The following is a 26,042-nucleotide window of genomic DNA, read 5'->3' on the forward strand; positions in this document are numbered from 1 at the left end:
TTAAGCATCTAAATAGGGTATAATGAAAAACCAAGTTTAGAAAAATCAATCAAAAGATGCCTGCTAAAAATCATTTAAATGAAAAGCAAGTAGAGAAACTACAGAAAAGATTGAAAGAGGAAGAAAATGGACAAATCCGAGAAAGAATCTTGATTTTATTATTGCTAAATGATGGTAAAAAGCAAAGTGAAATTGCCAAGTTTTTGGGCTGCTCATTAAACAAAGTATGTTATTGGTGTGTACATGGAGACCCTGACAAATTAGAAAGCCTAAAAGATGAAAGAATGAAAGGAAATTATAGAAAAGCCACAGACAAATATATAGAGATATTATTAGAAACAGTAGAAAAAGAACCGGAAGAATTAGGATATGAATTTGGGAGATGGACAGGAGAAAGATTGGCAACTTATTTAGAACAAATCACAGGAATCAAATTAAGTAGTTCACAAGTGAGAAAGATATTAAAGGAAAAAAAGTATGTTTATTTGTGGGCAAAGTATAGCTTAGAAGAGAAAAGAGATCCAGAAAAAAGAAAATTATTTAAAGATAAAATAGAAGAATATTTGAAAATAGCAAAAGAAAGTCCAGAACAATTACAGGTATGGTTTTGGGATGAAAGTGGATTTAATTTAAGAGTGATAAAAAGAAAGAATTGGTGTAAAAAAGGGAAGAGGAAACAGATTAGAGGAGACAGGAGGAAAGGAAGAGTTAATGTGATGGGAGGATTGAGGTACTCGGATAAAAAAAGATTTGTAGAATTTCTGGATAAAGGAAATGCAGATAATTTTTATCAAGTGTTAAAAAGTTTTTATCAAGAGCTAATTTATGAATGGGTATTAGCGGGAAATCAAGCAGAAGAATTTGTAGAAAAAGGAGCTAAGATCCTGATTATTCTTGACAATGCAAGTTTTCACAAAAAAGAAGAGTACCTAGAAAAAATTAAAGCAGAAATGCCGAATGTCTATTTAGAATTTCTTCCAGCATATAGTCCAGATTATAATTTAATTGAATTAGTCTGGCATTCAGCTAAAGAATATATAGCTCATCGACTCTTTAAATCAGTTGATGAGCTAGAGTGTTTATTACATCAGCTTTTAAATGAAGGACAGTTATCTATTAAATGGGGACGTAAACTTAAAAACAAAGGTAATGCTATAATCACAGTTTAAATACACAACAGCTTATAGGCATACCCTAATACCGCAAACAGGGCAACTCGTAGACGATAACTTTGAGGATGACTTTTCGAGAAAGTTTCCAACTTTTCGACTAAATACGTCAAACTGTGTCTGTGTGATTGCCATAGGAAATTTAAGATGGGGACGATCAAAACAGGCAACTTATTCGAATTTATGAATATAACAATAGCTGGCAGCGACTTAAAAATAGCCATTGCCAGTCTAAAAAATTTGTACGTTAAAACAGCGTACAACAGTAATTAAATTCAGTCTGAGGATTAAATAGAAGACGATAATCCTATGATTCTTCTTCTTCGTCTCCGGCTTCAACTTGTTTGAGGTGAATATGCTTACGTCCTAGAGAAATTTCAAATTCATCACCAGGATTCAAATCCATTTGTTTTGTATAAGCCGCACCAATTAACAAGTTACCATTTGACTGAACACTAATCCGATAACTAGCGGAGCGTCCACCCCGTCCGTTTCCTTGTTGTTTGCCATCTAACTCAATTCCCTCTGCATCAATTAGAGCATTCAGGAATTTCATCATGTTGACGCGCTCAACATTGTTTTTAGTCAGGGTGTAGTAACCACATTCTCTAGCTTTCTCTTCTTTGCTCAGATGTTCAAGTCCTTTGACTTTATCGAGTAAAGCTTCTCCGGTCAGAGGCTGAGGTTGAGGATCAGAACTTTTCTTTTTAACCATTAACTGTTCCTGTAAATATTTTGCAAAAGGTCTTGACTTTTTTCTGGAATGGCTGTTCAGTCATCCAGAGGGTTTAGCTAGATCGCTACTTGAGAAACTATATTACACTAATTAACGAAATTGTTCACCTGTTTCTTAAATTTTTTAACAGATCTAATTGAGATCAAGGAGTTGAGTGGAAGGGTGGGACATCCAACACCTGTCGATCACGTTCAGCTATCAGCTTGTCAGGAATAGTATCGATCTCCATCACATCAAGTCAAACCCCCCTTTGAACAGAAAACTTACCTGTCCAGACTGATGAGAAGTTATCAACTCCAGACTAAACTCTTGGGAGGGGGTTATTACTGCCATTTTCCTGTGAGTTGTAGCGAATTCCTTTTAGGTATGCTCAACTTGGTAGAATCTGTCAAGACCATCTTTACCCTTTAAAACTCAATTGCAAAGTTATCTATTTTATTACCGAGGATGAAGTTAACTACACGGGGACACTATAGCGTTAAAGCCTTACTCGATCTATCCTTACAACGGGGGATCGGGCCGACTTCTGTAAACGCGATCGCACAGCGCCAAAATATTCCTGCACCTTATTTAGAAAAACTCCTAATTGAGATGCGACGATCGGGGTTAGTTGAATCAGTTCGAGGAGCTCAAGGAGGCTATCAATTGGCAAAATCTCCAGCCCAAATCTCCCTAGGACAAATCTTAGAAGCAGTAGGAGAAACCATTGAACCTTTACCCCGCCATCAAGCGGATATTGAACAAGCAGAAGATTGGGTAACTTTTACCCTGTGGAATCGCTTACACCAAAAGCTCAAAGAGGCTCTCTATGGGATTTCCCTCGAAGATCTCTATTATGATGCTCGCAGTTGGCAAGCTGCACAAGGGGAAGAAACAAGTTTTGTTGTTTAGAGAATTTTGAATCCGAGAATCTTCCTCCAAGATCCAGTGTCCTTTTCGATTTATCCTTTGTCCATGACGGATTTTAATTCCCTGATCATTTTATTCATTGCTGCTGGATTAGATTATCTCATTGGAGATCCCCAAAGTTGGTTTCATCCAGTGCAGGGGATGGGGTGGGTAATTACTCACTATACGCAATTTTTCTTTAAACACTTAAACCAACCCATAATGCTTCGGATTGCAGGGGTATTCCTCACCCTGATTGTCGTGTTAGGGAGTGCCTTGACAGCGGCTTTAATTGGATATGGTGTGCAAGCATTAGTCGTTCAATTTCCCTGGAATCCAATTTTGAGCATTGCAGTAGAAAGTATCCTCTTGGCCAGTTGTTTTGCGGGTCGAAGTTTAAGGGATGCCGCCGAGGATGTTCTGTACTGGATTGATCAAAAAGATTTAGTCACGGCTCGTCAACGATTAAGCCGTTATGTGGGTCGAGATACTGAAAGCCTATCCGAGTCAGAAATCCTTAGAGCCGTTTTAGAAACGGTCACAGAAAATGCCACCGATGGTGTCATGGCTCCTTTATTTTATGCCCTAATTGGTGCGCTATTTCCAGTTGTGGGTAGTGTCCCTCTTGCTTTTGCTTACAAAGCCGCTAGTACCCTCGATTCTATGGTGGGTTATCGAGAAGCACTTTACAACGATATCGGATGGTTTAGTGCCAAATTAGAAGATGTTTTAACGTGGCTTCCCTGTCGATTAACGGTAATCATAATTGCTATCTTATCAGGAAAACCTAAATCTGTTTTAAACATTTGTCAACGAGATGCGGTTTTTGATCCGAGTCCGAATGCCGGATGGAGTGAATGTGCTTATGCTGCCGCTTTAGGAGTACAACTCGGAGGAAAAAATTCCTATCGCGGGGTGATCAAACACAAACCTTTATTGGGAGATCCCCAACAACCGATTACATCTACCACAATTGAACACGCATTACAACTGACTCGATATAGTTTTTTAATCGCGTTAGGATTATTTGCAGGAGGATTTATCCTTTGGGGCCTGGGAAAATAATCCTGAATATCTTTAAAAAACTCAAGATTGTTAATCTTTAATCCAATATGACAAAAATAGTTGAAATTCTATCGGCGACTGAACTCCGGCGAACCCTGAACCGAATGGCTTCCCAAATTATAGAAAAATATGGGGATTTAGAAAATTTAGTTTTATTGGGAATCTATACCAAGGGGGTTCCCTTAGCGAAACTTTTGGCTCACCAAATTGAGGTCTTAGAACAGGTTTCGGTTTCTGTGGGTGCGTTAGATATTACGTTTTATCGAGATGATTTGGATCAAGTCGGAATGCGAACTCCTGAAAAAACCACCATTCCCTTTGACTTGACGGGGAAAACCGTTGTTTTAGTTGATGATGTCATTTATAAAGGGAGAACCATTCGCGCCGCCCTCAACGCCGTGATCGATTATGGCCGTCCTGAAACCATTGGGTTAGCTGTTCTTGTAGATCGAGGTCATCGTCAACTTCCCATTCACCCCGATTTTATTGGAAAAATACTCCCCACCGCCAAAGAAGAACAGGTAAAAGTTTATTTAGAAGACCTGGATGGACGAGATGCGGTTGAATTGTTGTCCCCGAGTTCTTAAGAGGGGACAAGGGGAAGGGGACGCTCGCTAACAGTCAAAAGTCAAGCGTCAAAAGCTAAAAGCCAACCGTTAACAGCCAAGCGTCAACCAAAATAGGTCATACTGTTAAAAGTTGAGTTTTATTGAAACTCAATGTCTGTGTCAATTTCCCCGAATACTGTTCCGATGGATATTGCTTCTACTCAAATTGAAAGCCGCAAAGCAGATCACCTGCGGATTTGCTTAGAAGAAGATGTGCAGTTTCGACAAACAACAACGGGATTAGAACGTTATCATTTTACCCATTGTTGTTTACCGGATTTAAACCGCAGTGAAATTGAAATCACAACCTCGTTTTTAGGTAAAATATTAGGATCACCGTTCTTAATTTCCTCAATGACCGGGGGAACACAACAAGCAAAATTAATTAATCATCGGTTAGCGGCTGTCGCTCAACACTATAATATTGCAATGGGGGTGGGTTCCCAACGGGTAGCGGTAGAAAATCCTGATGTGGCTGATACTTTTGCCGTGCGATCCCTTGCTCCTGATATTTTACTCTTTGCCAATTTAGGAGCGGTGCAGTTAAATTATCAATATGGTTTAGAAGAATGTCGAAAAACCATTGATTTATTAGCAGCCGATGCCTTAATTTTACATCTTAATCCCTTACAAGAATGTATTCAAACCGAAGGCGATACCAACTTTAGAGGATTACTCCCTAAAATCGAACAATTATGTGCTCAACTTCCTGTTCCTGTGATTGCTAAAGAAGTCGGAAATGGGATTAATGCAGCCATGGCAAAACAATTAATCGAAGCCGGAGTTGCTGCCATTGACGTTGCAGGCGCAGGCGGCACATCTTGGGCTAAAATTGAAGGAGAACGCGCTCAAGACCCCTTACAACGTCGCCTAGGGGAAACCTTTACCAATTGGGGAATTCCAACGGCTGATTGTATTAGCAAAATTCGCGAACTTTCCCCCGATATTCCGTTAATTGCTTCCGGGGGATTACGCAATGGTTTAGAAGCGGCAAAAGCGATCGCCTTGGGTGCAAATTTAGCCGGGTTAGCATGGCCGTTTTTGCAAGCCGCTGCTGAGTCTGAAGCAGCCGTCTATACTTTAGTGGAAATTTTACAAGCTGAACTGATTACGGTTCTTTTTTGTACGAATAATCGTACCCTTTCTGAACTGCAAACATCAGGAGCATTAACTCTGGAAAAATAAAATCATCCCTCCCTCTCCTCCCTCCTAATTGAAATTAATTACAATAGATTTAACCCTATCCCTGAATCATAATTATGAAAGATTTTTTCAAGTTTACATTGGCAAGTTTATTAGGAAATTTAATCGGACTTGTCTTAATTACCACAATGGGAATTGGTGGATTAATTTTCCTGATTATTATGAGTGCCAGTCAAGATTCAGGGCCACAAGTTAAAGATAAATCCGTATTGGTATTTGATTTATCCTTAAGTGTTAGTGATACTGGCCCTAATCCCTCTACTTCAGAAGCACTACAACAAGCCTTATCCGAAAATACTTCCACAGAAATTCAATTAAGAACCTTAGTTCAAAGCATTGATCAAGCCAGCAAAGATAAGAATATTATCGCCCTTTATTTGCAAGGAACTAATAGTCCAACCTCCGCAGGATTAGCTAATTTAAAAGAAATTCGTCAAGCCTTACAACGGTTTAGAGATAGCGGGAAAACCATTATTGCTTATGATATGGACTGGACAGCACCGGAATATTATTTAGCTTCCGTGGCGAATCAAGTCATTGTTAATCCTTTAGGTTCTTTAGATATTAAAGGCTTGAGTTCTCAAGTCATGTTTTTAACTGGTGCATTAGAAAAATATGGTATTGGCGTGCAAGTTACACGGGTGGGGAAATATAAATCAGCCGTTGAACCTTTTTTACTCAAAAAATTAAGTCCCGAAAGTCGGCAACAAACCCAACAATTGTTAGGAAATATTTGGGGAGAATGGTTAAGAACAATTGCTCCTAGTCGTCAAGTTACACCCCAACAGTTACAAGCTTTTTCTAATACGGAGGGAATTTTATTAGCAAATACGGCATTAAAAGGAAAGCTGGTAGATCAGATTGCTTATGGAGATGAAGTGGTTACTAACTTCAAAAAAATCACGGGAGAATCTCCAGAAGAGGATAAGCAATTTCGCCAAATCAGTATTACTTCCTATTCAAAACTACCTGATGTTGCTAAAAACAATAGTGGCGATAAAAATAGCGATAATAAAATTGCCATTGTTTATGCTGAGGGTGAAATTGTTGATGGAAAAGGAACCTCAACTCAAATTGGAGGAGATCGGTTAGCGAAAGAATTAAGAAAACTTCGCTTAGATGTAAAGGTAAAAGCAGTAGTTTTACGGGTTAATAGTCCAGGGGGAAGTGCCACAGCCTCAGAGGTAATTGGACGGGAAATAGAACTGATCCGCAAGCAAAAACCTGTGATTGTTTCGATGGGAAATTATGCCGCGTCCGGGGGATATTGGATTTCAATGGGTGCGGATCAAATTTTTGCCGAAACCAATACCATTACTGGATCAATTGGGGTGTTTGGATTGTTATTTAATATTCAAGATATTTCTAGTCAAAATGGCATTACTTGGGATATTGTTAAAATGGGTAAATTTGCCGATATTCAAAGCATTAGTCGCCCGAAAACCCCTGAAGAATTAGCAAAACTACAACGGATTGTAGACTTAATTTATGAACGATTTGTTTCTCATGTAGCCACGAATCGCAAATTACCCAAGACTAAAGTTCAAGAAATTGCTCAAGGGCGAGTTTGGTCAGGATCACAAGCCAAACAGTTAGGGTTAGTCGATGAAATTGGAGGGTTAGATGCCGCGATCGCAGCAGCCGTTAAAAAAGCGAATTTAGGGGATAATTGGACATTACAAGAAGCTCCGAAACCTCGAAGCTTAGAAGAACGAATCTTGGAAAATTTATCTGGAGAAAATACCAGACATTCCGTAGCGATGCCTGTTGATCCCTTGACAGATGAATTTCTCAGACTTAAAGAGGAATTATCGACCCTAACAACAATGAATGATCCCAAAGGAATTTATGCTCGTTTACCCTTTAATTTAAGAATTGAATAAAGAAATCGTAAAGATTAATTAACGATGGGTGCGTTTGGTATTGAAAATCCTAAAGACTACCCCTACAATCAATAAAACATAAACAGATTCTGAAATTTCCCCCTCCCTATAGGTCTATAAACTTAGAGATTGATGTCTCCAACAATCTACATCCAGTGACATTAAAATTTTCCCTCTGTTTTTAGGAGATTCTCATGACATTACCCTCAAAAAAGGCTCCGACCATTGGACTTGTGGAAGTACCCGCCCTGGGATTATATGACGAAGAGGGGCATAATTGGACAGCCTTATATCGACGGAATACTCTACTCAGTAAGCAGGTTTTAATGGCTGACTTACAAGCGGGTGGTTTCGATGCTCAATTGGTTAATCTCAAAGATGGTGATTGTCGAGAACCCTTTGGAGAAGTGACCTGGAAAGGCATGAATCTGACCAAAGCTTATGTGGGGCGACGGATTTTTGATGTCGATCCAGACGCTTATGATGCTTGGGGAGTGACGGTTAACTACACCCAAGAACGCCAAGTCACCTGTATGACCATCGCCCATCTCGCCAGTAAAGGCAAACCCGTTGTTGTGGGCGGTTCTGATGCTATTGCTGAACCCGAACATTACCTAAAAGCGGGTGCAACAGCCATCGTCACTGATAAATCCGGTGCAGCCAATTGGCCGATTTTTGACGATGTAGTGGGAACACTGCCACGAGAAAAGCTGACGGGTGTACTTTTTGCGGATGGTCGTTCTTATCCCAACCGTACTAAAGCCATGAGCCCGGATGAGTGGGCATTGCCATCGGTGGACGTAGCCCAGCAATGTTTGGGCCAAGAATATTCAGAAGAGCCTTTTATTGAAGACCTTGTACCCATCGGCTCAGTCTATCCTGATATTGGGTGCGATCGCAAATGTGACTTTTGCCAAACCCCAACCTACACATCAGGTTATCGGCGGATGTCACCGGAAACCACCCTCAAATGGATTGCTCGTCAGAAGGAAGCCGGGGCAAAATGTACAGTGATGGGTTCTGATCAATTTCTGGGTCGCGTTTTGTTTCCAGAGGGACGAGAAGAAGTTCTAAAAATTACTAAAGGCGCCAGAGAAATTGGAATGCCGCTTTTATGGCCTAATGGTTTGGAACTGAGAAAAGCGACTTTAGGCCGAGGACGTAACTATGATCATACAGACCTTTCACCAGACGAAGAATTAATCGAAGCCCTTTGGGGATGGGATGGCAAAGTTGGGGGGTTTCTCGGTTATATTCCCGCCGAACGTCCGGTTTTTGGCCGAGAATCCTATGCAAAGCTTCTCCCTTGGCGGCAACATTGTGAGATGATGCGAGCCATTGTTCGAGTCGGTCTTCCGGTAATTGTCTATGGTTTTATCATTGGATTTCCTGATGACAACCATGACAGTTTATTGCGTCTTGAAGAAGCCATTTTAGAACTACATCAACAACTGCGAGAAATTAACCCAGATTTAGAATTTCAAGTTGCTTCCTATTCTATTTCTCCCATACCCGGAACACCCCAAGGCGAAAATATCCGTAAATCGGGTTTATTACGCTTTGATGATCCCTCAATTGTGGGTGGTTTATGGACGCCCTGTTGTGACACCCACCACCTCAGTTATGAAGAGATTTCTGAGTGGCAATTTCGATTAGCTCAAATTGGCAAAGCTGAATCTAAATTGATTAACTATCATGGCGGACTGACCAAACTATCAACCGCTAGTTAAACAGAAATTCTACCCAGTTATACAACAATGAGAACACCCAATCCTATTCCACCAGAACCCGGTCAAGAATCCGTTTGGGATTATCCCCGTCCTGCTTGTTTAGAAGATACAAATAAACATCTGAAGGTGATTTGTAAGGGGATTATTTTAGCCGAAACCAATAGAGGCAAAAGAGTCTTAGAAACTAGCCATCCTCCAACTTATTACTTTCCTCCAGAAGACATTAAATTAGAACATCTGATTGCAACACCCAAAAAAGGATTGTGTGAATGGAAAGGGCGATATCAGTATTACGATGTCAGCATCGGTGATCAATATATTAACCATGCCGCTTGGTGTTATTTTGAACCGACCCCCGGTTTTGAGTCGATTCAAGAATACTATGGTTTTATTGCTAGTTTAATGGATGCTTGCTATGTTAACGATGAGCAAGTAATCCCTCAACCGGGGGAGTTTTATGGGGGATGGATTACGGCTGATATTGTGGGGCCGTTTAAAGGTAGCCCTGGGACTTATGGATGGTAAGTCATGAAAATTGAAGTCATTAAAATAGATGATTTGGCAATTCATGAACATCATCTTGATATCTCCTATCGTGCCGATCAATTTCGATTTTCCACGAAAGTTTTTTATCATGATGTCTCATTTTCAGCCCTGATAGAAAAGTATTCTCAACCCTTAATAGAACGCATTACTGCCCATATTGCCTTATTTGAAGGCATGAAATTCTGTTCTTTATTTCCCAAATATTACGATATTTCAAAAATTTCTCCCCATCTGGAAAAGCCTGTTTTAGATTTATTTATCAAAATCTATCAAGGCGTATTTGGTCAACATTGGTATGAAAATAATATTACCAATTATCAACATCCTGAAATCATTTATTCACAAACATTAGGAGAAAGTCATCCGGTTTCAATTTTAGGGGATAATCATACAATTCTGACAGGTTGTGGAGGAGGCAAAGATAGTATTTTAGCAATGAAAATGTTGCAAGAAGCAGAAATTCCTTTCGCTTCTATGCAATATTCTCATAGTGTTTATGGCAAAGCTGATTTACAACATCAATTAATTGCTCAAGTATTGGAAAATGTTCAACCGATTAAAAGCCATAAAATCTCAATTTTTGACGATTTCGTTGACTTTCCCTTTTTCCAACTTTATTTTCCCGAAAATTCAGGAATTACCGCCCCAGAAACCCCTGTTTCTATCTTTGAATCCTTAATTTTAATGCTCGATGGAGGATACAATTATTTATGTTTAGCCCATGAAAAAAGTGCTAATACAGGAAATCTGTTTTGGTCAGAAATTGGACAAGAAGTTAATCATCAATGGGGTAAAAGTCTGGAATCTGAACAGATTTTAGATCAATTTGTTCGAGATCATCTTTTATCCAACTTTAAATATTTTAGCATCTTACAACCGATTTACGACTTCCGCATCTTTCAAAACTTAAGCAAATATCCCGAAGTTATTTCTACAATCTATTCCTGTAATATCCAAAAACCTTGGTGTAAAAAATGCCCAAAATGTGCTTATGTTTGGTTGGGGTTAATGGCTTTTTGTCAGCATGAAAAGGTTGATGCTGTATTTCAATCTAACTTATTTGATGATGAAGATTTACAGCCTACATTTCGAGAAATGTTAGGTTTATCAACCCATACTCCGTTTGAATGTATTGGCGAAATCGATGAAAGCCGTTTGCTGATGAAAAAATGTTTGGAGAAAGGTTTATCGGGTAAAGCGTTGGAAATGTTTACTCAAGAAATTCTTTCAGATGTTTCTATAAATTGGCAAAGTATAGAAGAAAAATATAATTTTGTTTACTCCAAAGAACACGCCATTCCTGATCAGCTTTTTGCTCAACTCAAAGATCAGTTATAAAAATGAGTTGTTCACTGATACTGCTAATTTTTCTTGTGGCTTTAATATTCATCTATTTCATTAATTTGTGATAAAGAGGTATAACTTTCCCGACTTCTCTGAAGTTGCATCGACGCTTCTGCTTCAGCAGTTAAGGGTTCACGTTCCTCCGTTTCAATTATGGGTTGATAAGGCTTGCGAGGATTAGATAAAATGGCTAAGGTTAGAGAACGGGCTGTTTTACAAAAAGCGTGATTGGGGTCAATTTCCAGAACTTGATCAAAACAGACTAGGGCTTCTGGGTATCGTTTTAAATAACTTAACGTTGTGGCTTTATTATACCAAAGATCGGTTATATTAGGATTAATGTCAATCGCTTGATTATAGGAGGCGATCGCATCTTCATATTTTCCCATTTGTTCTAAGGTCATTCCCTGATAAATCCAAGCGGGAATAAACTGTTGATTGATTTTAATTGCTTCTTGAAAACAATTTAAAGCTAGGTCATATTGTTGCTGATCATAATCATTCAAACCTTGATCAAACCAGTGTTCAGCATCAGGCGATGGATTCATAATAAGTTAACTCCTGGGGAGAGATGGGCGACAGTGGTGTCAACTTTCGGCTAAAATTAGGCTAGAAAACCATAAGTCTGTTGATCTGATCTGAAGTATTAGATCCACCCTAACCCCCATTAGACAGGCAGGGCTGTTTCAAAGTCGGGTGAAAAAGAGTAAAGAAATAGCGATCGCTACCTGATAAAATCAAGAGCGGTCGCTGATTTTTTTGTCAAATAAAGATGCTAACAAGTTTAATAGAAAAATTAAAAGAAGTCAAGGATTTTAGAAAAAGTCAGGGAAAAAGGTATAGGTTATGGGAAGTGTTATTAGTAGTAGTTTTAGGGGTGATGTCAGGGCATCAAGGATATCGAGAGATGGGGTATTTTGTCAAAGCGAACGAAGTTATCCTGAAAAGAACATTCAAGCTCTATAGTGAAGAAATGCCATCTTATTCAACAATAAGGAGGGTAATGAGAGGAGTAGACGAGAAGGATTTAAGCAAAATAGTAAAAGAATGGTCAAGAGAGAATTCTCCTAAATTAAAGGGGATAGAGGGATTAGCAATAGATGGAAAAAGCTTAAGAAGTACGGTAAAAGACCCCGGAAATCAAAGACAAAATATGGTAATAATGGTATCTCTATTTAGTCAAGAAACCGGATTAGTATTAGCGACGGAAAAGTTCGAGAGTAAAACCGGGTCAGAACAAGCTGTAGCCCAAGAGATAATAGGAAAATGTGGTCTAAAAGGAAAGTTAATAACGGCGGATGCGTTACATTGTAATGTCACCACAACAAGAAAGATTATGGAGAGTGGAAACGATTATTTAATCGCGGTTAAGAAGAATCAAATCAAACTGTATAATCAAATCGAAAAAATCACAAAAACGACGAAAGCTGAAAGTATAGATACTCAAAAAGAGCGGGGTCATGGACGAGAAATAACTCGTCGGGTATCAGTGTTTAAAAATCCGATAAAAATCGAAAGCCCTTGGGAACATATTCAAAGTATAATTCAGGTAGAACGATGGGGATACAGAGGAAAAAAGCCTTATAGAGAAACGGTTTATTATATAAGTAGTATCTGGGAAAAAGCAGAATTTTTTTCCCAAAAGATTAAAGGGCATTGGGGGATTGAGAATCAAGTTCATTGGGTAAAAGATGTGTTATTTAAAGAGGATAGTATGAAAATTAATCAAGTACAAGCGGCGACTAATTGGGCACTGCTCAACACCCTAGGATTGAATCTTTTCAGAGGTTTAGGATTTTTATCAATAACAGAGGGAAGAAGGTGGTTAGGAAATCAGTGGAAGAAATTACTGGCTATCTCTTGAACCCAACGTTAAAACTTAAAGAATAGAGCGATTAATTTAGAGAAAATAGATAAAAGAATGAGGAATGTAAGTCTTACTCCGTAGGGAATAGGGGTATTTATGCTGTTTAGACTAATAGGGGATATAACTGATAGATAATATTAATTATATCCCCTATTAATTCTTCTGAAAATAGCTAAGCTGTTGTGTATTTAAACTGTGATTATAGCATTACCTTTGTTTTTAAGTTTACGTCCCCATTTAATAGATAACTGTCCTTCATTTAAAAGCTGATGTAATAAACACTCTAGCTCATCAACTGATTTAAAGAGTCGATGAGCTATATATTCTTTAGCTGAATGCCAGACTAATTCAATTAAATTATAATCTGGACTATATGCTGGAAGAAATTCTAAATAGACATTCGGCATTTCTGCTTTAATTTTTTCTAGGTACTCTTCTTTTTTGTGAAAACTTGCATTGTCAAGAATAATCAGGATCTTAGCTCCTTTTTCTACAAATTCTTCTGCTTGATTTCCCGCTAATACCCATTCATAAATTAGCTCTTGATAAAAACTTTTTAACACTTGATAAAAATTATCTGCATTTCCTTTATCCAGAAATTCTACAAATCTTTTTTTATCCGAGTACCTCAATCCTCCCATCACATTAACTCTTCCTTTCCTCCTGTCTCCTCTAATCTGTTTCCTCTTCCCTTTTTTACACCAATTCTTTCTTTTTATCACTCTTAAATTAAATCCACTTTCATCCCAAAACCATACCTGTAATTGTTCTGGACTTTCTTTTGCTATTTTCAAATATTCTTCTATTTTATCTTTAAATAATTTTCTTTTTTCTGGATCTCTTTTCTCTTCTAAGCTATACTTTGCCCACAAATAAACATACTTTTTTTCCTTTAATATCTTTCTCACTTGTGAACTACTTAATTTGATTCCTGTGATTTGTTCTAAATAAGTTGCCAATCTTTCTCCTGTCCATCTCCCAAATTCATATCCTAATTCTTCCGGTTCTTTTTCTACTGTTTCTAATAATATCTCTATATATTTGTCTGTGGCTTTTCTATAATTTCCTTTCATTCTTTCATCTTTTAGGCTTTCTAATTTGTCAGGGTCTCCATGTACACACCAATAACATACTTTGTTTAATGAGCAGCCCAAAAACTTGGCAATTTCACTTTGCTTTTTACCATCATTTAGCAATAATAAAATCAAGATTCTTTCTCGGATTTGTCCATTTTCTTCCTCTTTCAATCTTTTCTGTAGTTTCTCTACTTGCTTTTCATTTAAATGATTTTTAGCAGGCATCTTTTGATTGATTTTTCTAAACTTGGTTTTTCATTATACCCTATTTAGATGCTTAACAGCTTATCATGTTTGAGAATTATGGCTCAAAAGTAGGCTATAATTTTCAAACATGAAACAGCCCTGATTAGACAGGGGGGGATCGACCAAACGGCTGTAATCACCAGTTTTCGGCGGTTGTTGACACCAATAAATGGATAATCGCCTTAAAAATTATCAATAAATATTATATAACTAAAACTTGAAAATGTTATGGAAGATCAGGAAATTGATGCACTAATTGAGACTCTAAACAGTAGTAAAGATTCGTCGAGTATATTCGACGCAGTGCGAAGATTGGAGAAAATTGCTACTGGCAAACCCAAGGAGATCGCAGCATTAATTCAACTCCTCGATACCAATAAAGATGATTACACCCGTTGGGAAGTAGCAGCAATTCTGGAGAAAATTGCTACTGGAAACCCCAGGGTACTCGCAGCATTAATTCAACTTCTCAATACTACTAACAATGATTACACCCGTAGGATAGTAGCAGTAATTCTGGGGAAAATTGATCCAGAAAACCCCCAGGTACTCGCCGTATTAATTCAACTTTTCGATAATACTAACAATGATTACACCCGTATGCAAGTAGCAGCAATCCTGGGAAAAATTGATCCTGAAAACCCTAAGCTACTCGCAGCATTAATTCAACTTCTCGATACTACTAAAGATGATTACACCCGTATGAAAGTAGTAGCAATTCTGGGGAAAATTGATCCTGAAAACCCTAAGCTACTCGCAGCATTAATTCAACTCGTCGATACTACTAAAGATGATTACACCCGTATGGAAGTAGTAGCAATTCTGGGGAAAATTGATCCTGAAAACCCTAAGCTACTCGCAGCATTAATTCAACTCGTCGATACTACTAAAGATGATTACATCCGTATGAAAGTAGCAGCAATTCTGGGGGAAATTGCTACTGAAAACCCCAAGGTGATCGCAGCATTAATTCAACTCGTCGATACTACTACAGATGATGACACCCGTAGGAGAGTAGCAGCAATTCTAGGAGAAATTGATCCGGGAAACGCCAAGGTAATCGCCGTATTAATTCAACTTCTGGATACTACTAAATATGATTACATTCGTGTGGAAGTAGCAGCAATTCTGGGAAAAATTGCTACTGAAAACCCCAAGGCGATCGCCGTATTAATTCAACTCCTCGATACTACTAATGATGATTACACCCGTAGGGAAGTAGCAGTAATTCTGGGGAAAATTGATCCGGGAAACCCCAGGGTACTCGAAGCATTAATTCAACTCCTCAATACTACTAAAGATAATTACACCCGTAGGGAAGTAGCAGTAATTCTGGGGAAAATTGATCCAGGCAACCCCAAGGTGAGCGCAGCATTAATTCAACTCCTCGATACTACTAAATATAAAGATGAAGATACCCGTAGGGAAGTAGCAGCAATTCTGGGGGAAATTGCTACTATCAACCCCAAGGTACTCGCAGTATTAATTCAACTCCTCGATACCACTAAAGATGAAGATACCCGTAGCAGAGTAGCAGTAATTTTGGGGAAAATTGATCCAGGAAACTCACAAGTGATTGAGAAATTATTAAATATTCTCCGCAACAACAAAAAAGTACAGGTTGAGAAACTAATTGTTGATATCTTAGGACAAATTGCGGTAGGAAATGCAACAGCAATTGCCGGGTTAAGAGAATTAATTCAAACTACTCAGTCTGCCTTAACTCGTTTGCGCTTAATTGAAGTTTTAGCAAAAATTGATACTATAACGGATTGGAAAACCGAACAATTTGAAGATGAGCTACAGTTATTTTTACAAACAACTCGAATTAAAGAAACCGCAGATCATTATTTTTATCTCAACCATAATCAAAAAGCAAAATTTTGCTATCATCGCATCATTGCTTGTCTGGAAAGGTTGCAAGTGGGACAAGATATTATTACTCGTCGCACCTTAATGGAATCTTATTTAAACCTTTATCAAAAAATTGTTAATTTTGCTATCAAGACTCAGGACTTTAAAACTGCTTTTTTCTATGCTCAAATCTTTAGAAATCGCTATTTAGTCGAACGCATTACCCAATATGATACTCCCTTACCTAAAACCCTAGATATAGAATTAACTAAAAGTATCGAACAAGCAAAACAAATAGAGTGCAAAACCCTAATTAATTATACCGATGCACTCCTACAAAACCTGCCTAAACCAGAAATTGATCAACTCTCCCAACAATGGGAAACTGCTAAACAGAAATTAGAACAGCTATATCAACAAGTCGCTTTAACTGAACCAGAATTTATTGCCAAAACCCAAGTTTATCCAATTTCTTTTCATGAAGTTCAAACCCTTCTACCCTCCGATACTGCTATTATTGATTTTTTCTTTACCGAAAATCGCTTAATTACTCAGATTATTTTACCCCAAACATCCGATCCTATTGTTCCTCCAGAACTCTATTTAGAGTTTCAAAAAAATCCTTTAAAATCTTTAGCAGAAGCGTGGGTTAATGATATTAGTGGAAAACATTATTCAGAAAAAGATAAATCCCGTATTGAAGCGTTAGATGTTCAAGGAAGAATAGAAAAACTGTCTGCTTTCCTTAATTTTAGTCAACTAGAAAATTATCTTCCTAAACAAATCAAACATTTAATTTTAGTGCCGAATACCTATTTACATCTGTTTCCTCTGCACGCTCTCCTAATTAACGATAATCAACCTTTAATTAACAAGTTTTCAGTCCAGTATTATCCAAATTTACTATTGTGGAAAATCTGCCAACAACGCCAACGCCCGCAACAGAATTTTATTGCCGTTGAAAATCCCACCCAAGACAAAGATCTAATTTTTGCTCAAGCGGAAGTTGCCAGTATTATTCAGTGTTCTAAATTCCAGAAAACCCATATTATTAAAGGTAAAAACGCCTTAAAATCAGATATTTTAAAACTCGCACAAGATGAGCATTATTTTCATTTTTCGGGTCATGCTGAATACAATTTTAAAAATCCCCTTAATTCTTATTTAATGCTATCTGAAAATTACCAACATAACTTAACCTTGAATACAATTTTAGTCGAAATGCAGATGTCTTGTGCGGATTTAGTCACCCTTTCCGCTTGCTGTACAGGGGTTGTGGATGGGTTACAACCAACCGATGAGCATTTAGGAATAGCAACCGGATTTTTATTAGCAGGTGCTAAGGCAATTCTAGCGAGTTTATGGCAAGTTAACTCGATTTCAACTGCTTTTCTCCTAGATGAATTTTACCGCCAGTTTGATGCTGTTGGCAATAAAGCGATCGCTTTACAAAATGCCCAAAACTGGTTACGTTGCTGTACCGCCGAAAAATTAAGAGAACGGGCGAACACTTGGGATTTAAGTGTGCTAGAATCAAAATCTAGGTTTCGTTTAGAACGAGCGGTTAATCGTTTAGAAGGTATTCCCTTTCAAAATCCTTATTATTGGTCAGCGTTTATTTTAGTTGGGTGCTAAAAGATGATTTACCCTGAAATTGAGATAACAGAGAGTGATTTCTTTATCTGTAAAGCGTTTGAACAAATTTTAAAAACGCCCCGCACAGAACTGAATGCTAAACTAGGGGATAAGGGTTATTTAGCGATCGCTAATTATTTAACCCAAATACCTGTTGATGATTATTTATATGGGTCTAAAATGGCAAGTCATATTACTGCTTTTTGTCAGCAAACCGGGAATGAGGTATTATATGAATGGTTAGGGAAAATTTACGATCAACTCGATATAGATGGCATTAATAACATCCTCAAAAAAACTGGAGATCCTGGGGGTGAAGCGGATCAACCTATCGATAATTTAGATGGTTTAGAAAACGATAGTCGAGATATTTGTCTATTTATACAAGATTGGGCAAAAGAAACCCCAAAACCAGATAATCCTGAAAATCAAAATGGTTCAGACTCCAAATAACACCGATATTAAATTATTATCCCCGACGCTGCATTGCTATTATTATGTGCTGCAAAATAGTCTTAATGATTCTCCTACCAGTCTGAAAGAAAGGCGAAAAATATTTAGTGATAATCTCAACAAAGTTGCAGAAAATTTAAAGATAGAATTAGGTAAAAACAATGATAATTTAGTTAAATTAATTCCCCTTAAACCGGATATATTAGGTTCAGGATCACTATTAGATTTTGAAGCGATTTCTGCTGATTATTATAAACCCAATGATGATCGCCTCTATATCGATTATGGAATGTTTAAAAACCGTTTAGCAGTTCGTTGTTTAAACGATACTTATTTTTTAAGGTTTACGCGATATATTTCTAATCAGGATGGAGTACAATCCCTAAAGCAATTCTACCATCTTAGACAACCAATTTCTAACTTAGAAACGAAATTAGGAAAAACTGTTATTTTAGCCGGAATTTTACCGCAATCGGTGTCATCGCCTACGGAAATAGCCGCAGCTTGTTTAAATTATTACTATAATTTTCCGGTTGAGGGTGAGGATTCTATTCAAGCTAAGAACTTGATTGAAAATGAATTTTTAGGAAGCAAATTTTATATTTATAAGAAAATGGTGATCGCTGAACAAGTGAAGGAATATACTATTAAATCAATAGAATTAGTTTGTGTTTTCCTTTATGCCAATGAAGAAACAGAAAAAAAAGCAGATAAAGTTTATCAACTTTTGCCAGAATTGTTGCTTAGTTATCATAAAATTCACTTCTTTGATTCTCAAAGTCTAATTTTAAAAAAGTTACTTAATCAAAAGTATGAAATTCTGGAACGTCAAACCGAAAAATCGCATCTAACACTGGATAAACTAACGTTAATTAGAAATTTGCCTCAAGAATCCTTAAACTATTATAAAAAGCTATCTTTTTTAGAAGATCAACAAAGAACGATTTCAATTAATAGTACGAACTACGATAGTCTTATCAAGAATATTGAACAAAAAATAAATAATAAAATGCCCGATTTTTTTGTTGAAGCTCAAAAAGATTTTAAATTTTATTCAGACCAAATTGAATCCAATATTAACTTTTTGCGTCCTGGGATTGAACTTTATGAAAAGTTAATGTTAAGTGTACAAACAGAAGTAAGTTTAGATCAAGCAACAATTCAAGAACGACAGGCTAAACTAGGACAGTTATTAACAGGTTCCTGCGCTGCTATTGCTATTGGTCAAATTCTCAATACTCCTATTACACTCACGGTTTCTAAACATTTGGATGAAAATTCAACTCAACCTTCTATTAATAGTTTATGGTTAGGGTCACTGTTAACAATTCTTTTAAGTGTTCTAGCGGGTTATGGAATTAGTAAAAGAGTTTATCAATGGTTTATCAAAGATAAGTCATAACCGAAAAAGGTTTATGCTGTGTTTCAATCTAACTTGTTTGATTTTGAAAAAGGTTTATCAGGTAAAGCCTTAGAAATGTTTGCTCAAACCATTCTTTCAGATTTTTCTATAGATTGGCTAAATATCGAACAAAAGTATAATTTTATTTACTCCAAAGAACACGCTATTCCAGAGCAGATATTTGCTAAAATAAAAGATAAATTATAAACCGAGTTCTACCCGTCTTACAACTTATGTTTCATGAATGATTCTCAACCCAAAATCCGCATTGAACATCTGATCAAAATCTATGGAGAAAATTGTCGTGATGCACTGAAACTATTTTCCCAAGGCGCAAACCGAGAGGCGATTTTGCAAGCAACGGGTCAGGTTTTGGGTATTGCAGATGTGTCTTTTACCATTAACCCAGGTGAAATTTTTGTGGTGATGGGGTTGTCCGGTTCAGGTAAATCGACTCTAATTCGTTGTATTAATCGTTTGATTACCCCAACCAGTGGACACATTTATATTGATGATGAGGATATTGCCTATATTGATGAAAAACGTATTCGTCAAATTCGCCTCACTAAAATATCAATGGTATTTCAGCATTTTGGGTTATTTCCCCATCGAACTGTCGCTGATAACGTAGAATATGGGCTGAAGTTACGCGGAATCAGCAAAACCCAACGTCGGAAAAAAGCCTTGGAAGCCTTGGAAGTCGTTGGGCTGGCTCAATGGGCCGACTACCGACCTTCGGCTCTGAGTGGGGGAATGCAGCAACGGGTGGGACTGGCTCGTGCGTTGGCGACGGATGCTGAGATTTTACTGATGGATGAACCCTTTAGTGCCCTCGACCCCTTGACTCGCCGGGAGATGCAAAATGAATTATTAAGACTTCAGAAAGAGTTGAACAAAACTATCGTTTTTATTACTCATGACACTCCCGAAGCTTTAAAATTAGGCGATCGCATTGCGGTAATGAAAGAAGGAGTAATTGTTCAGCTTGCGACTCCTGAAGAACTATTAAATCAACCGACTAATGATTATATCCGGGATTTTATTCAAGATGTTAATCGAGGACAAATCCTCAAAGCAGGAACCATTACCCGTCCAACCCTTTCCTTAATTCTCGGTGAAGATTTAGATCAACTCGCACTCCAACAGATACAAAGCTCAAATAAAGAGCGAATCTATATACTCAATCCTAACAAAGAACCTGTTGGTTTTCTTGATCCAAAACAGCTTGATCTCGCAATTCAACAAGACGTTAAAAATATTACTCAATTCATGGAAACCAACTTTTCTAAAGTTTCAGAAACTGTACCTTTAGAAGATGTTTTTCACCTTTACCGCCATGAACAAAACCTAGTCGTGGTTGATGAAGCCGGAAAATTTAAAGGAGTTTTAAAACCCACAGATATCCTCGCTAGTCTAAGCAAGTTTAGCGATAATTTTAACTAAAAAAATCGTAATTCGTAATTCGTAATTCCTAATATGTTCAAATATTCAAGAGTAAAACTATTAAAAACATTAATTTTAACAATTCTATTGTTAATCGGTTTAATCAATTTTTCCTCCTTAGCACAAACCACAACTAATTCAGATCTACCTGGAAAAGGCGTGATGATTCGTTCCGCAACAAGTGATTGGATTGACGATCGATTTCAAGCTGAAATTATTAATATAGGCTTAGAGAAACTCGGTTATAAAATAGCGCCCCTGATAGCAGCAACTTATCCGGCTGTCTATACCGCAGTGGCGAATGGAGATTTAGATTTTGCGCCCATTTTTGGAGATCCTGGACATAATGAATTTTATAAAAATGCGGGCGGTGACAAAAAATTAGAGAAAGTGGGTCTACTGTTTCCCCTGATTCAAGGTTATCAAATTGATAAAAAAACGGCTGATCAATATAAAATTACTAACTTACAACAATTTCAAGATCCGCGTATTGCCAAGATCTTTGATACCGATGGAGATGGGAAAGCAGATCTCGTAGGTTGCGATCCCGGTTGGAGTTGTGAGTTAGAAATGGATTACCATTTAGATGCTTATAAACTGCGGGATACTGTAGAAATTAATAAGGGAAATTATACCGCCTTAATTGCAGATGCTTTAACTCGTTACCAACAAGGAAAACCAGTTTTTTTGTATGCTTATAGTCCCTTCTGGTTGGGTGATATTCTGAAAGTAAATCAAGATGTGATCTGGTTAGAAGTTCCTTTTACTGCTGTTCGCCCAGGTTATGGAAAAGTAACTGAAAAAGATACATCTGTCAATGGTAAAAATCTGGGAATGGTTCAAGGAAAATATCGAGTAATTGCTAATCAGAAATTTTTAGAAAATAATCCATCTATTCGACGTTTTTTTGAACTCGTTAAAATCCCTTCTGAAGATATGGCTAGAGAAAGTTCTCGCATTAAACAAGGTGAAGATAAACCCCAAGATATTCGTCGTCATGCTGAAGAATGGATTAAGGAGAATCAAACCCAATTTGAAGGGTGGATTAATCAAATTAAGCAGATTAATAACAATCCCGAAGCACCCTCATCCAGTATCCCGAATCCAACTAACCCAGAAGCTTTAAACAAGTTAAATATTCTATTAAATCCCTTCCAACTTTACACAATTCCTCTCGCTCATTGGATTACCACCGCCATTAATTTTCTAGTAGACCACTTTCGCCCCTTTTTCCAAGCCATTCGGATTCCGATTAGTTGGGTACTTGAAGAAATTCGCCGTTTATTGTTAACAATTCCTCCTCTGATTTTCCTGCTGCTGTTGGGTTTAACGACCTGGAAACTAGCTGGGCGAAGAGTCGGAATTTTTAGCGTACTAGCCCTTACTTTAATTGGTTTTATAGGACAGTGGGAAGCAGCAATGATTTCCCTGGCTTTGGTCATTACGGCGGTGATCTTTTGTATTCTTGTGGGGATTCCGTTGGGTGTGGCTTGTGCACGCAGTAACCGATTTGAACAAGGGTTTCTCCCCCTTCTGGATGTGATGCAAACCCTACCCACTTTTGTTTATTTAGTTCCGGTGATTATGTTATTTGGAATTGGGGAAGTTCCGGGAGTAATTGCTACAATTATCTACGCCCTTCCTCCCTTAATTCGGTTTACAAATTTGGGAATTCGACAAGTCTCGACCGAGTTTGTTGAGGTGGGTTATGCGTTTGGTTCAACCCCTAGACAAATCCTCTGGGATGTGCAAATTCCCCTGGCTATCCCGACAATTTTGGCGGGAGTCAATCAAACGGTATTATTCTCTCTGGGAATGTCGGTTATTGCTTCGATGATTGCAGTTCCAGGGCTGGGTTTAACGGTATTACAAGGGATGGGACGTTTGGATGTGGGAATGGCGGCGGTGGGGGGACTAGCAATTGTTTTGTTGGCTATTTTACTTGATCGAATTACTCAAGCCATTGGAAAGGTGAATTAGGAATTAGGAATTAGGAATTACGAATTAGGAGAAAAATTGCCCATAAAAACCGAAAAGGATAGCTGAGATCGCACCGATTAATGTATTAATAAAATTCACAATTTCATTGGTTAACCAGGTAAACTTTGTTTGTAAGGTTGCCCCAATCACACTTTCTAAATTCGTCGCAATAAACGCAGCAATAACACACCAAAGAATCCCCCAGATATCAATTAACCCAATACTATAACCCAAAACAGAAACAATAATAGAAGCCACAACACCTGCTAATGTTCCTTCTAAACTTACAGCCCCTTCTGTCCCTTTAGGAACGGGTTTTAAGGTAGTAATTAAAAATGTACTTTTACCATAGGCTTTACCAATTTCACTCCCACAAGTATCGGATAATTTTGTACTAAAACTGGCAACATATCCTAATAATAATAGCGGAATCCAAGGCTGTAGTTCAACTGTATTAGGAAAAAAACCCTCTAGGAAAAATACTCCTAACCCACATAATGTAGCGGTTAACGCCGAACCCCAGACATTTTCTGGCCCCCTAGCCCCCCCTCGTTTTTCGGCAATTCCGGCGGCTTCTTTTTGGGTTTTTCCAATGCGAGTCACACCCGAACCCACTAAAAAATAAAACACCACAATTACATAACCTTGCCATCCTAAACACCCCCAAATTAGTACCCCCAACAGCCAAGCGTGCAGCCATCCGGCGGTTGTTAATAACGTTTTGGCTAAAATTACCCCTAAACTAATTAAAACTGTATTTAAAGCGATCGCAAATAGCCAAGGATTAAGCCACACTAATTCATAAATCATGATTTGGATCTCAAAACGATGAACAAAACTTTATTCCATCTTGCCTTTCCCGTGAACAATATTGAAGAAACCAAAGCGTTTTATGGGGAAGGGTTAGGCTGTGGACTGGGGCGAGAAACCCCCAATTCCATTATTATGAACCTTTATGGTCATCAAATTGTTGCCCATGTCAGTAAAGAACCCCTAACACCCCAAAACGGGATTTATCCGCGACATTTTGGCTTAGTCTTTACCTCGGAAGCTGACTGGGAAACCCTCTTAAACCATGCCCAACAAAACCATCTTAAATTTTACCAAGAACCTAAACGCCGTTTTCCGAATTTACCCACAGAACACCGCACCTTTTTCTTAGAAGATCCCTTTCATAATTTTTTAGAGTTCAAATACTATTGTTATCCCGAAGCGGTGTTCGGTTGTAATGAATACGCCCAAGTCGGAGACGCTTAAAATTCGGTTTGTTACCCGTTATGACCGGAAACCATAGCGGGTGATACCGGAGTGGGGAGGGTTTTTAACGGTGTATTTAAGGCTTCCTCAACCCGAACTAAACACTTTGGATCATTGACCATCCAGGAGTGAACTAAAACATTTACAATAAATTCTTGACCAATGGGCATTTGAGAACTTTGAGCCGGAACAATCATGCTGTCATAGGGTGTCCAAATTGAGGTAAAATTAATTCGGTCTAAGGTTTCTAAATCTCGATTTAAGTCTTGTAAAAACGGACAATTTGAACGCATTTGAGATGCGGCTAACGTGGGGTAAAGGTATCCGGTTAAAGTGCCATGATGAGGTGAGGAAATGGTGATGAAACGTTGAACTCGTTCAATCCCGCCTAACCTTTGGACATAGTAACGACTGACAATTCCCCCCATACTAAAGCCGATTAAATCAATCGGTTGTTCGGCGGGGAAAGTTTGAGTCACATAATCAGCAACTTGCTTGGCTAAGACTTCTAATCCTAATCGGCCATCATTAGGAATGAGATTCAAACTATGAACATTCCATCCCCATTGAGTTAGATGGGCTGTCATGGTTTTAAAAATAGCTTTAGTATCAAAAATACCATGAATCAATAAAACCGGATTGCGAGGGGTGCTGTTATTCATCGGATCAACACGAGATTAATCTGGTTCCAACTTAGACTATCACAAACCCTACCCGACTACGGGATATGACACTCCGGGAATTGGGTGTTAGGGAATGGGCAACCGTCAAGCAATTCTGAGAATTTTGTAAATAAATGCAAAGATTTAACAGAATTATGGTGAATCAAGCCCAAGACAGGGGCTTATCTTGGAATAAATGTAACAAAATGTAAATTTTTATAGACAAATCTTTCATTCTTCTTTAATCTATCGTTAGGGCTAAAGCTTTAAATTTGTTAAAAATACAGACGGAGTAAACATAATGTTAGGTAAACTATTCAATTCTAAAAAAGATGAATATTTTTTAGAGTTTGGCGAAGCGAAAGATAAGCAGGCTCCTCAACCTGAGTCCAAACCTGCACCCCAAGCTCAAACAAAACCAGAAAAATCTGCAAAGACTAAAACCCCATCGGCTCCATCAGCGCAACCTCAGACCACCGCCGTTGTTCCTCCTCAACCTAAACCCGCCCCTGCTAAGGAACCTGCACCCCTCAACCCGGGACAAGTCAAAACACCTGCGGGGATGACCTTCGCCCCAGATAATTTAATGCCGAACTCCTCTACTCCTCGCCGGTGGCCAGGGCCAAGTATGGCAATGTTTACAACTATGGCAAATCAGATGAATCGTTCTTAATCAATATCAATCCTTCAGAACAATTTTTCAAGCCTTTAGACCCCCCTAACCTCATTGAGACGGCTAGGGGGGTTGTTCTCTTTCTGAGGGATGAAAAATATCCAAAAATTGGGGGAATTTTATTGAGAATTCAGCAAATTCTTGTAGAAAGCAAGAGGTCTTGTATAATAGAGTCGTGTGACACATCCATCAATAAAGAACCCTGAGTGCCAAGGGTGCGAAATAATCTACTTAATTTTTGACGATGCTCATCAATAATCGTGTCGTCACATCCCAGTTCAATTCACAACGCTCACTCAAGCGTCAAAACCTCACTCATCTC

At 38.1% G+C, this 26,042-nt stretch carries 23 protein-coding genes; 18 read left to right on the forward strand and 5 right to left on the reverse strand.

Annotated elements, in window-relative coordinates; genetic code table 11:
* Nucleotides 1-56 precede the first annotated feature (56 nt).
* Nucleotides 57-1,169: an IS630 family transposase gene (locus NMK36_RS17835; RefSeq protein ID WP_254172743.1), complete on the forward strand. Its 1,113-nt coding sequence runs from the start codon at nt 57-59 to the stop codon at nt 1,167-1,169.
* Between the two features lie 307 nt (nt 1,170-1,476).
* Here the strand turns inward: NMK36_RS17835 and NMK36_RS17840 are convergent, their stop codons facing one another.
* Entirely contained in the window at nt 1,477-1,884 is a 408-nt protein-coding gene (locus tag NMK36_RS17840) for an AbrB family transcriptional regulator (RefSeq protein ID WP_072719612.1), read from the reverse strand.
* 468 nt (nt 1,885-2,352) lie between these two features.
* Here NMK36_RS17840 and NMK36_RS17845 point away from each other — a divergent pair, with 468 nt between their 5' ends.
* The 8 genes from NMK36_RS17845 (at nt 2,353) to NMK36_RS17880 (ending at nt 11,166) form a co-directional block, all read left to right on the forward strand.
* Nucleotides 2,353-2,796, forward strand: coding sequence for an Rrf2 family transcriptional regulator (locus NMK36_RS17845; RefSeq protein ID WP_072719613.1), 444 nt, complete (start codon nt 2,353-2,355; stop codon nt 2,794-2,796).
* A gap of 63 nt (nt 2,797-2,859) precedes the next feature.
* Complete coding sequence (gene cbiB / locus NMK36_RS17850; RefSeq protein WP_072720057.1) at nt 2,860-3,858, forward strand: adenosylcobinamide-phosphate synthase CbiB; 999 nt, start codon at nt 2,860-2,862, stop codon at nt 3,856-3,858.
* A gap of 47 nt (nt 3,859-3,905) precedes the next feature.
* Nucleotides 3,906-4,445 carry a bifunctional pyr operon transcriptional regulator/uracil phosphoribosyltransferase PyrR gene (gene pyrR / locus NMK36_RS17855; RefSeq protein WP_072719614.1) on the forward strand — a complete coding sequence of 180 codons (540 nt, stop codon included), beginning with the start codon at nt 3,906-3,908 and terminating at the stop codon, nt 4,443-4,445.
* Between the two features lie 132 nt (nt 4,446-4,577).
* Nucleotides 4,578-5,651, forward strand: a complete 1,074-nt coding sequence (fni, locus tag NMK36_RS17860; protein ID WP_072719615.1) for a type 2 isopentenyl-diphosphate Delta-isomerase — start codon at nt 4,578-4,580, stop codon at nt 5,649-5,651.
* A 74-nt stretch (nt 5,652-5,725) separates the two neighbouring features.
* On the forward strand, nt 5,726-7,552 hold the full coding sequence (sppA, locus tag NMK36_RS17865; RefSeq protein WP_072719616.1) for a signal peptide peptidase SppA: 1,827 nt from the start codon (nt 5,726-5,728) through the stop codon (nt 7,550-7,552).
* Nucleotides 7,553-7,746: 194 nt separating this feature from the next.
* Nucleotides 7,747-9,282 (forward strand): radical SAM protein, encoded by a 1,536-nt coding sequence (locus NMK36_RS17870; RefSeq protein ID WP_072719617.1) that lies wholly within the window; start codon nt 7,747-7,749, stop codon nt 9,280-9,282.
* A gap of 27 nt (nt 9,283-9,309) precedes the next feature.
* Nucleotides 9,310-9,807: a DUF427 domain-containing protein gene (locus NMK36_RS17875; RefSeq protein ID WP_072719618.1), complete on the forward strand. Its 498-nt coding sequence runs from the start codon at nt 9,310-9,312 to the stop codon at nt 9,805-9,807.
* A 3-nt stretch (nt 9,808-9,810) separates the two neighbouring features.
* Complete coding sequence (locus NMK36_RS17880; protein ID WP_254174317.1) at nt 9,811-11,166, forward strand: hypothetical protein; 1,356 nt, start codon at nt 9,811-9,813, stop codon at nt 11,164-11,166.
* Between the two features lie 41 nt (nt 11,167-11,207).
* On the opposite strand, the gene NMK36_RS17885 is transcribed toward NMK36_RS17880, so the two are convergent.
* Complete coding sequence (locus NMK36_RS17885) at nt 11,208-11,720, reverse strand: tetratricopeptide repeat protein (protein ID WP_254174318.1); 513 nt, start codon at nt 11,718-11,720, stop codon at nt 11,208-11,210.
* A 224-nt stretch (nt 11,721-11,944) separates the two neighbouring features.
* Here NMK36_RS17885 and NMK36_RS17890 point away from each other — a divergent pair, with 224 nt between their 5' ends.
* Nucleotides 11,945-13,036: an ISAs1 family transposase gene (locus NMK36_RS17890; RefSeq protein WP_254174319.1), complete on the forward strand. Its 1,092-nt coding sequence runs from the start codon at nt 11,945-11,947 to the stop codon at nt 13,034-13,036.
* A 191-nt stretch (nt 13,037-13,227) separates the two neighbouring features.
* Here the strand turns inward: NMK36_RS17890 and NMK36_RS17895 are convergent, their stop codons facing one another.
* The gene (locus tag NMK36_RS17895) at nt 13,228-14,340 is read right to left on the reverse strand and encodes an IS630 family transposase (protein WP_254172743.1); all 1,113 of its coding nucleotides are present in this window, start codon (nt 14,338-14,340) and stop codon (nt 13,228-13,230) included.
* A 249-nt stretch (nt 14,341-14,589) separates the two neighbouring features.
* Here NMK36_RS17895 and NMK36_RS17900 point away from each other — a divergent pair, with 249 nt between their 5' ends.
* From NMK36_RS17900 to proX, 6 genes are read left to right on the forward strand one after another with little or no spacing between them, the layout of a single operon-like run.
* Nucleotides 14,590-17,850 carry a HEAT repeat domain-containing protein gene (locus NMK36_RS17900; protein WP_254174320.1) on the forward strand — a complete coding sequence of 1,087 codons (3,261 nt, stop codon included), beginning with the start codon at nt 14,590-14,592 and terminating at the stop codon, nt 17,848-17,850.
* A 3-nt stretch (nt 17,851-17,853) separates the two neighbouring features.
* On the forward strand, nt 17,854-18,303 hold the full coding sequence (locus NMK36_RS17905) for a hypothetical protein (RefSeq protein ID WP_254174321.1): 450 nt from the start codon (nt 17,854-17,856) through the stop codon (nt 18,301-18,303).
* Nucleotides 18,284-19,705, forward strand: a complete 1,422-nt coding sequence (locus NMK36_RS17910) for a hypothetical protein (RefSeq protein WP_254174322.1) — start codon at nt 18,284-18,286, stop codon at nt 19,703-19,705. Before NMK36_RS17905 ends, NMK36_RS17910 begins: the two co-directional genes overlap by 20 nt.
* A gap of 18 nt (nt 19,706-19,723) precedes the next feature.
* Nucleotides 19,724-19,912 carry a hypothetical protein gene (locus tag NMK36_RS17915; RefSeq protein WP_254174323.1) on the forward strand — a complete coding sequence of 63 codons (189 nt, stop codon included), beginning with the start codon at nt 19,724-19,726 and terminating at the stop codon, nt 19,910-19,912.
* Between the two features lie 33 nt (nt 19,913-19,945).
* Complete coding sequence (locus NMK36_RS17920) at nt 19,946-21,148, forward strand: quaternary amine ABC transporter ATP-binding protein (RefSeq protein ID WP_072719620.1); 1,203 nt, start codon at nt 19,946-19,948, stop codon at nt 21,146-21,148.
* A gap of 33 nt (nt 21,149-21,181) precedes the next feature.
* The gene (proX, locus tag NMK36_RS17925; RefSeq protein WP_254174324.1) at nt 21,182-23,128 is read left to right on the forward strand and encodes a glycine betaine/L-proline ABC transporter substrate-binding protein ProX; all 1,947 of its coding nucleotides are present in this window, start codon (nt 21,182-21,184) and stop codon (nt 23,126-23,128) included.
* Nucleotides 23,129-23,152: 24 nt separating this feature from the next.
* Here the strand turns inward: proX and NMK36_RS17930 are convergent, their stop codons facing one another.
* Complete coding sequence (locus NMK36_RS17930) at nt 23,153-23,938, reverse strand: TIGR00297 family protein (protein WP_254174325.1); 786 nt, start codon at nt 23,936-23,938, stop codon at nt 23,153-23,155.
* Between the two features lie 18 nt (nt 23,939-23,956).
* Here NMK36_RS17930 and NMK36_RS17935 point away from each other — a divergent pair, with 18 nt between their 5' ends.
* Nucleotides 23,957-24,385, forward strand: a complete 429-nt coding sequence (locus NMK36_RS17935) for a VOC family protein (RefSeq protein WP_072720059.1) — start codon at nt 23,957-23,959, stop codon at nt 24,383-24,385.
* A gap of 11 nt (nt 24,386-24,396) precedes the next feature.
* Here NMK36_RS17935 and NMK36_RS17940 read toward each other — a convergent pair whose 3' ends face one another.
* Nucleotides 24,397-25,047, reverse strand: a complete 651-nt coding sequence (locus tag NMK36_RS17940; protein WP_254174326.1) for a lipase family alpha/beta hydrolase — start codon at nt 25,045-25,047, stop codon at nt 24,397-24,399.
* Nucleotides 25,048-25,348: 301 nt separating this feature from the next.
* Here NMK36_RS17940 and NMK36_RS17945 point away from each other — a divergent pair, with 301 nt between their 5' ends.
* The gene (locus NMK36_RS17945; RefSeq protein WP_072719623.1) at nt 25,349-25,720 is read left to right on the forward strand and encodes a hypothetical protein; all 372 of its coding nucleotides are present in this window, start codon (nt 25,349-25,351) and stop codon (nt 25,718-25,720) included.
* Nucleotides 25,721-26,042 lie beyond the last annotated feature (322 nt).

Source organism: Planktothrix pseudagardhii (assembly GCF_904830925.1).
GTDB classification, from domain to species: Bacteria; Cyanobacteriota; Cyanobacteriia; order Cyanobacteriales; family Microcoleaceae; genus Planktothrix; species Planktothrix tepida.

Excerpts from the sequence above, each read along its gene's own strand:
- NMK36_RS17935 (WP_072720059.1), top strand. The coding sequence starts at position 23,957 with ATGAACAAAACTTTATTCCATCTTGCCTTTCCCGTGAACAATATTGAA.
- NMK36_RS17945 (WP_072719623.1), top strand. The coding sequence starts at position 25,349 with ATGTTAGGTAAACTATTCAATTCTAAAAAAGATGAATATTTTTTAGAG.
- NMK36_RS17880 (WP_254174317.1), top strand. The coding sequence starts at position 9,811 with ATGAAAATTGAAGTCATTAAAATAGATGATTTGGCAATTCATGAACAT.
- NMK36_RS17940 (WP_254174326.1), bottom strand. The coding sequence starts at position 25,047 with ATGAATAACAGCACCCCTCGCAATCCGGTTTTATTGATTCATGGTATT.
- NMK36_RS17930 (WP_254174325.1), bottom strand. The coding sequence starts at position 23,938 with ATGATTTATGAATTAGTGTGGCTTAATCCTTGGCTATTTGCGATCGCT.
- NMK36_RS17905 (WP_254174321.1), top strand. The coding sequence starts at position 17,854 with ATGATTTACCCTGAAATTGAGATAACAGAGAGTGATTTCTTTATCTGT.
- NMK36_RS17835 (WP_254172743.1), top strand. The coding sequence starts at position 57 with ATGCCTGCTAAAAATCATTTAAATGAAAAGCAAGTAGAGAAACTACAG.
- pyrR (WP_072719614.1), top strand. The coding sequence starts at position 3,906 with ATGACAAAAATAGTTGAAATTCTATCGGCGACTGAACTCCGGCGAACC.
- NMK36_RS17900 (WP_254174320.1), top strand. The coding sequence starts at position 14,590 with ATGGAAGATCAGGAAATTGATGCACTAATTGAGACTCTAAACAGTAGT.
- NMK36_RS17885 (WP_254174318.1), bottom strand. The coding sequence starts at position 11,720 with ATGAATCCATCGCCTGATGCTGAACACTGGTTTGATCAAGGTTTGAAT.
- fni (WP_072719615.1), top strand. The coding sequence starts at position 4,578 with ATGTCTGTGTCAATTTCCCCGAATACTGTTCCGATGGATATTGCTTCT.
- NMK36_RS17920 (WP_072719620.1), top strand. The coding sequence starts at position 19,946 with ATGAATGATTCTCAACCCAAAATCCGCATTGAACATCTGATCAAAATC.
- proX (WP_254174324.1), top strand. The coding sequence starts at position 21,182 with ATGTTCAAATATTCAAGAGTAAAACTATTAAAAACATTAATTTTAACA.
- NMK36_RS17875 (WP_072719618.1), top strand. The coding sequence starts at position 9,310 with ATGAGAACACCCAATCCTATTCCACCAGAACCCGGTCAAGAATCCGTT.
- NMK36_RS17910 (WP_254174322.1), top strand. The coding sequence starts at position 18,284 with ATGGTTCAGACTCCAAATAACACCGATATTAAATTATTATCCCCGACG.
- NMK36_RS17870 (WP_072719617.1), top strand. The coding sequence starts at position 7,747 with ATGACATTACCCTCAAAAAAGGCTCCGACCATTGGACTTGTGGAAGTA.
- NMK36_RS17845 (WP_072719613.1), top strand. The coding sequence starts at position 2,353 with ATGAAGTTAACTACACGGGGACACTATAGCGTTAAAGCCTTACTCGAT.
- NMK36_RS17895 (WP_254172743.1), bottom strand. The coding sequence starts at position 14,340 with ATGCCTGCTAAAAATCATTTAAATGAAAAGCAAGTAGAGAAACTACAG.
- cbiB (WP_072720057.1), top strand. The coding sequence starts at position 2,860 with ATGACGGATTTTAATTCCCTGATCATTTTATTCATTGCTGCTGGATTA.
- NMK36_RS17840 (WP_072719612.1), bottom strand. The coding sequence starts at position 1,884 with ATGGTTAAAAAGAAAAGTTCTGATCCTCAACCTCAGCCTCTGACCGGA.
- NMK36_RS17890 (WP_254174319.1), top strand. The coding sequence starts at position 11,945 with ATGCTAACAAGTTTAATAGAAAAATTAAAAGAAGTCAAGGATTTTAGA.
- sppA (WP_072719616.1), top strand. The coding sequence starts at position 5,726 with ATGAAAGATTTTTTCAAGTTTACATTGGCAAGTTTATTAGGAAATTTA.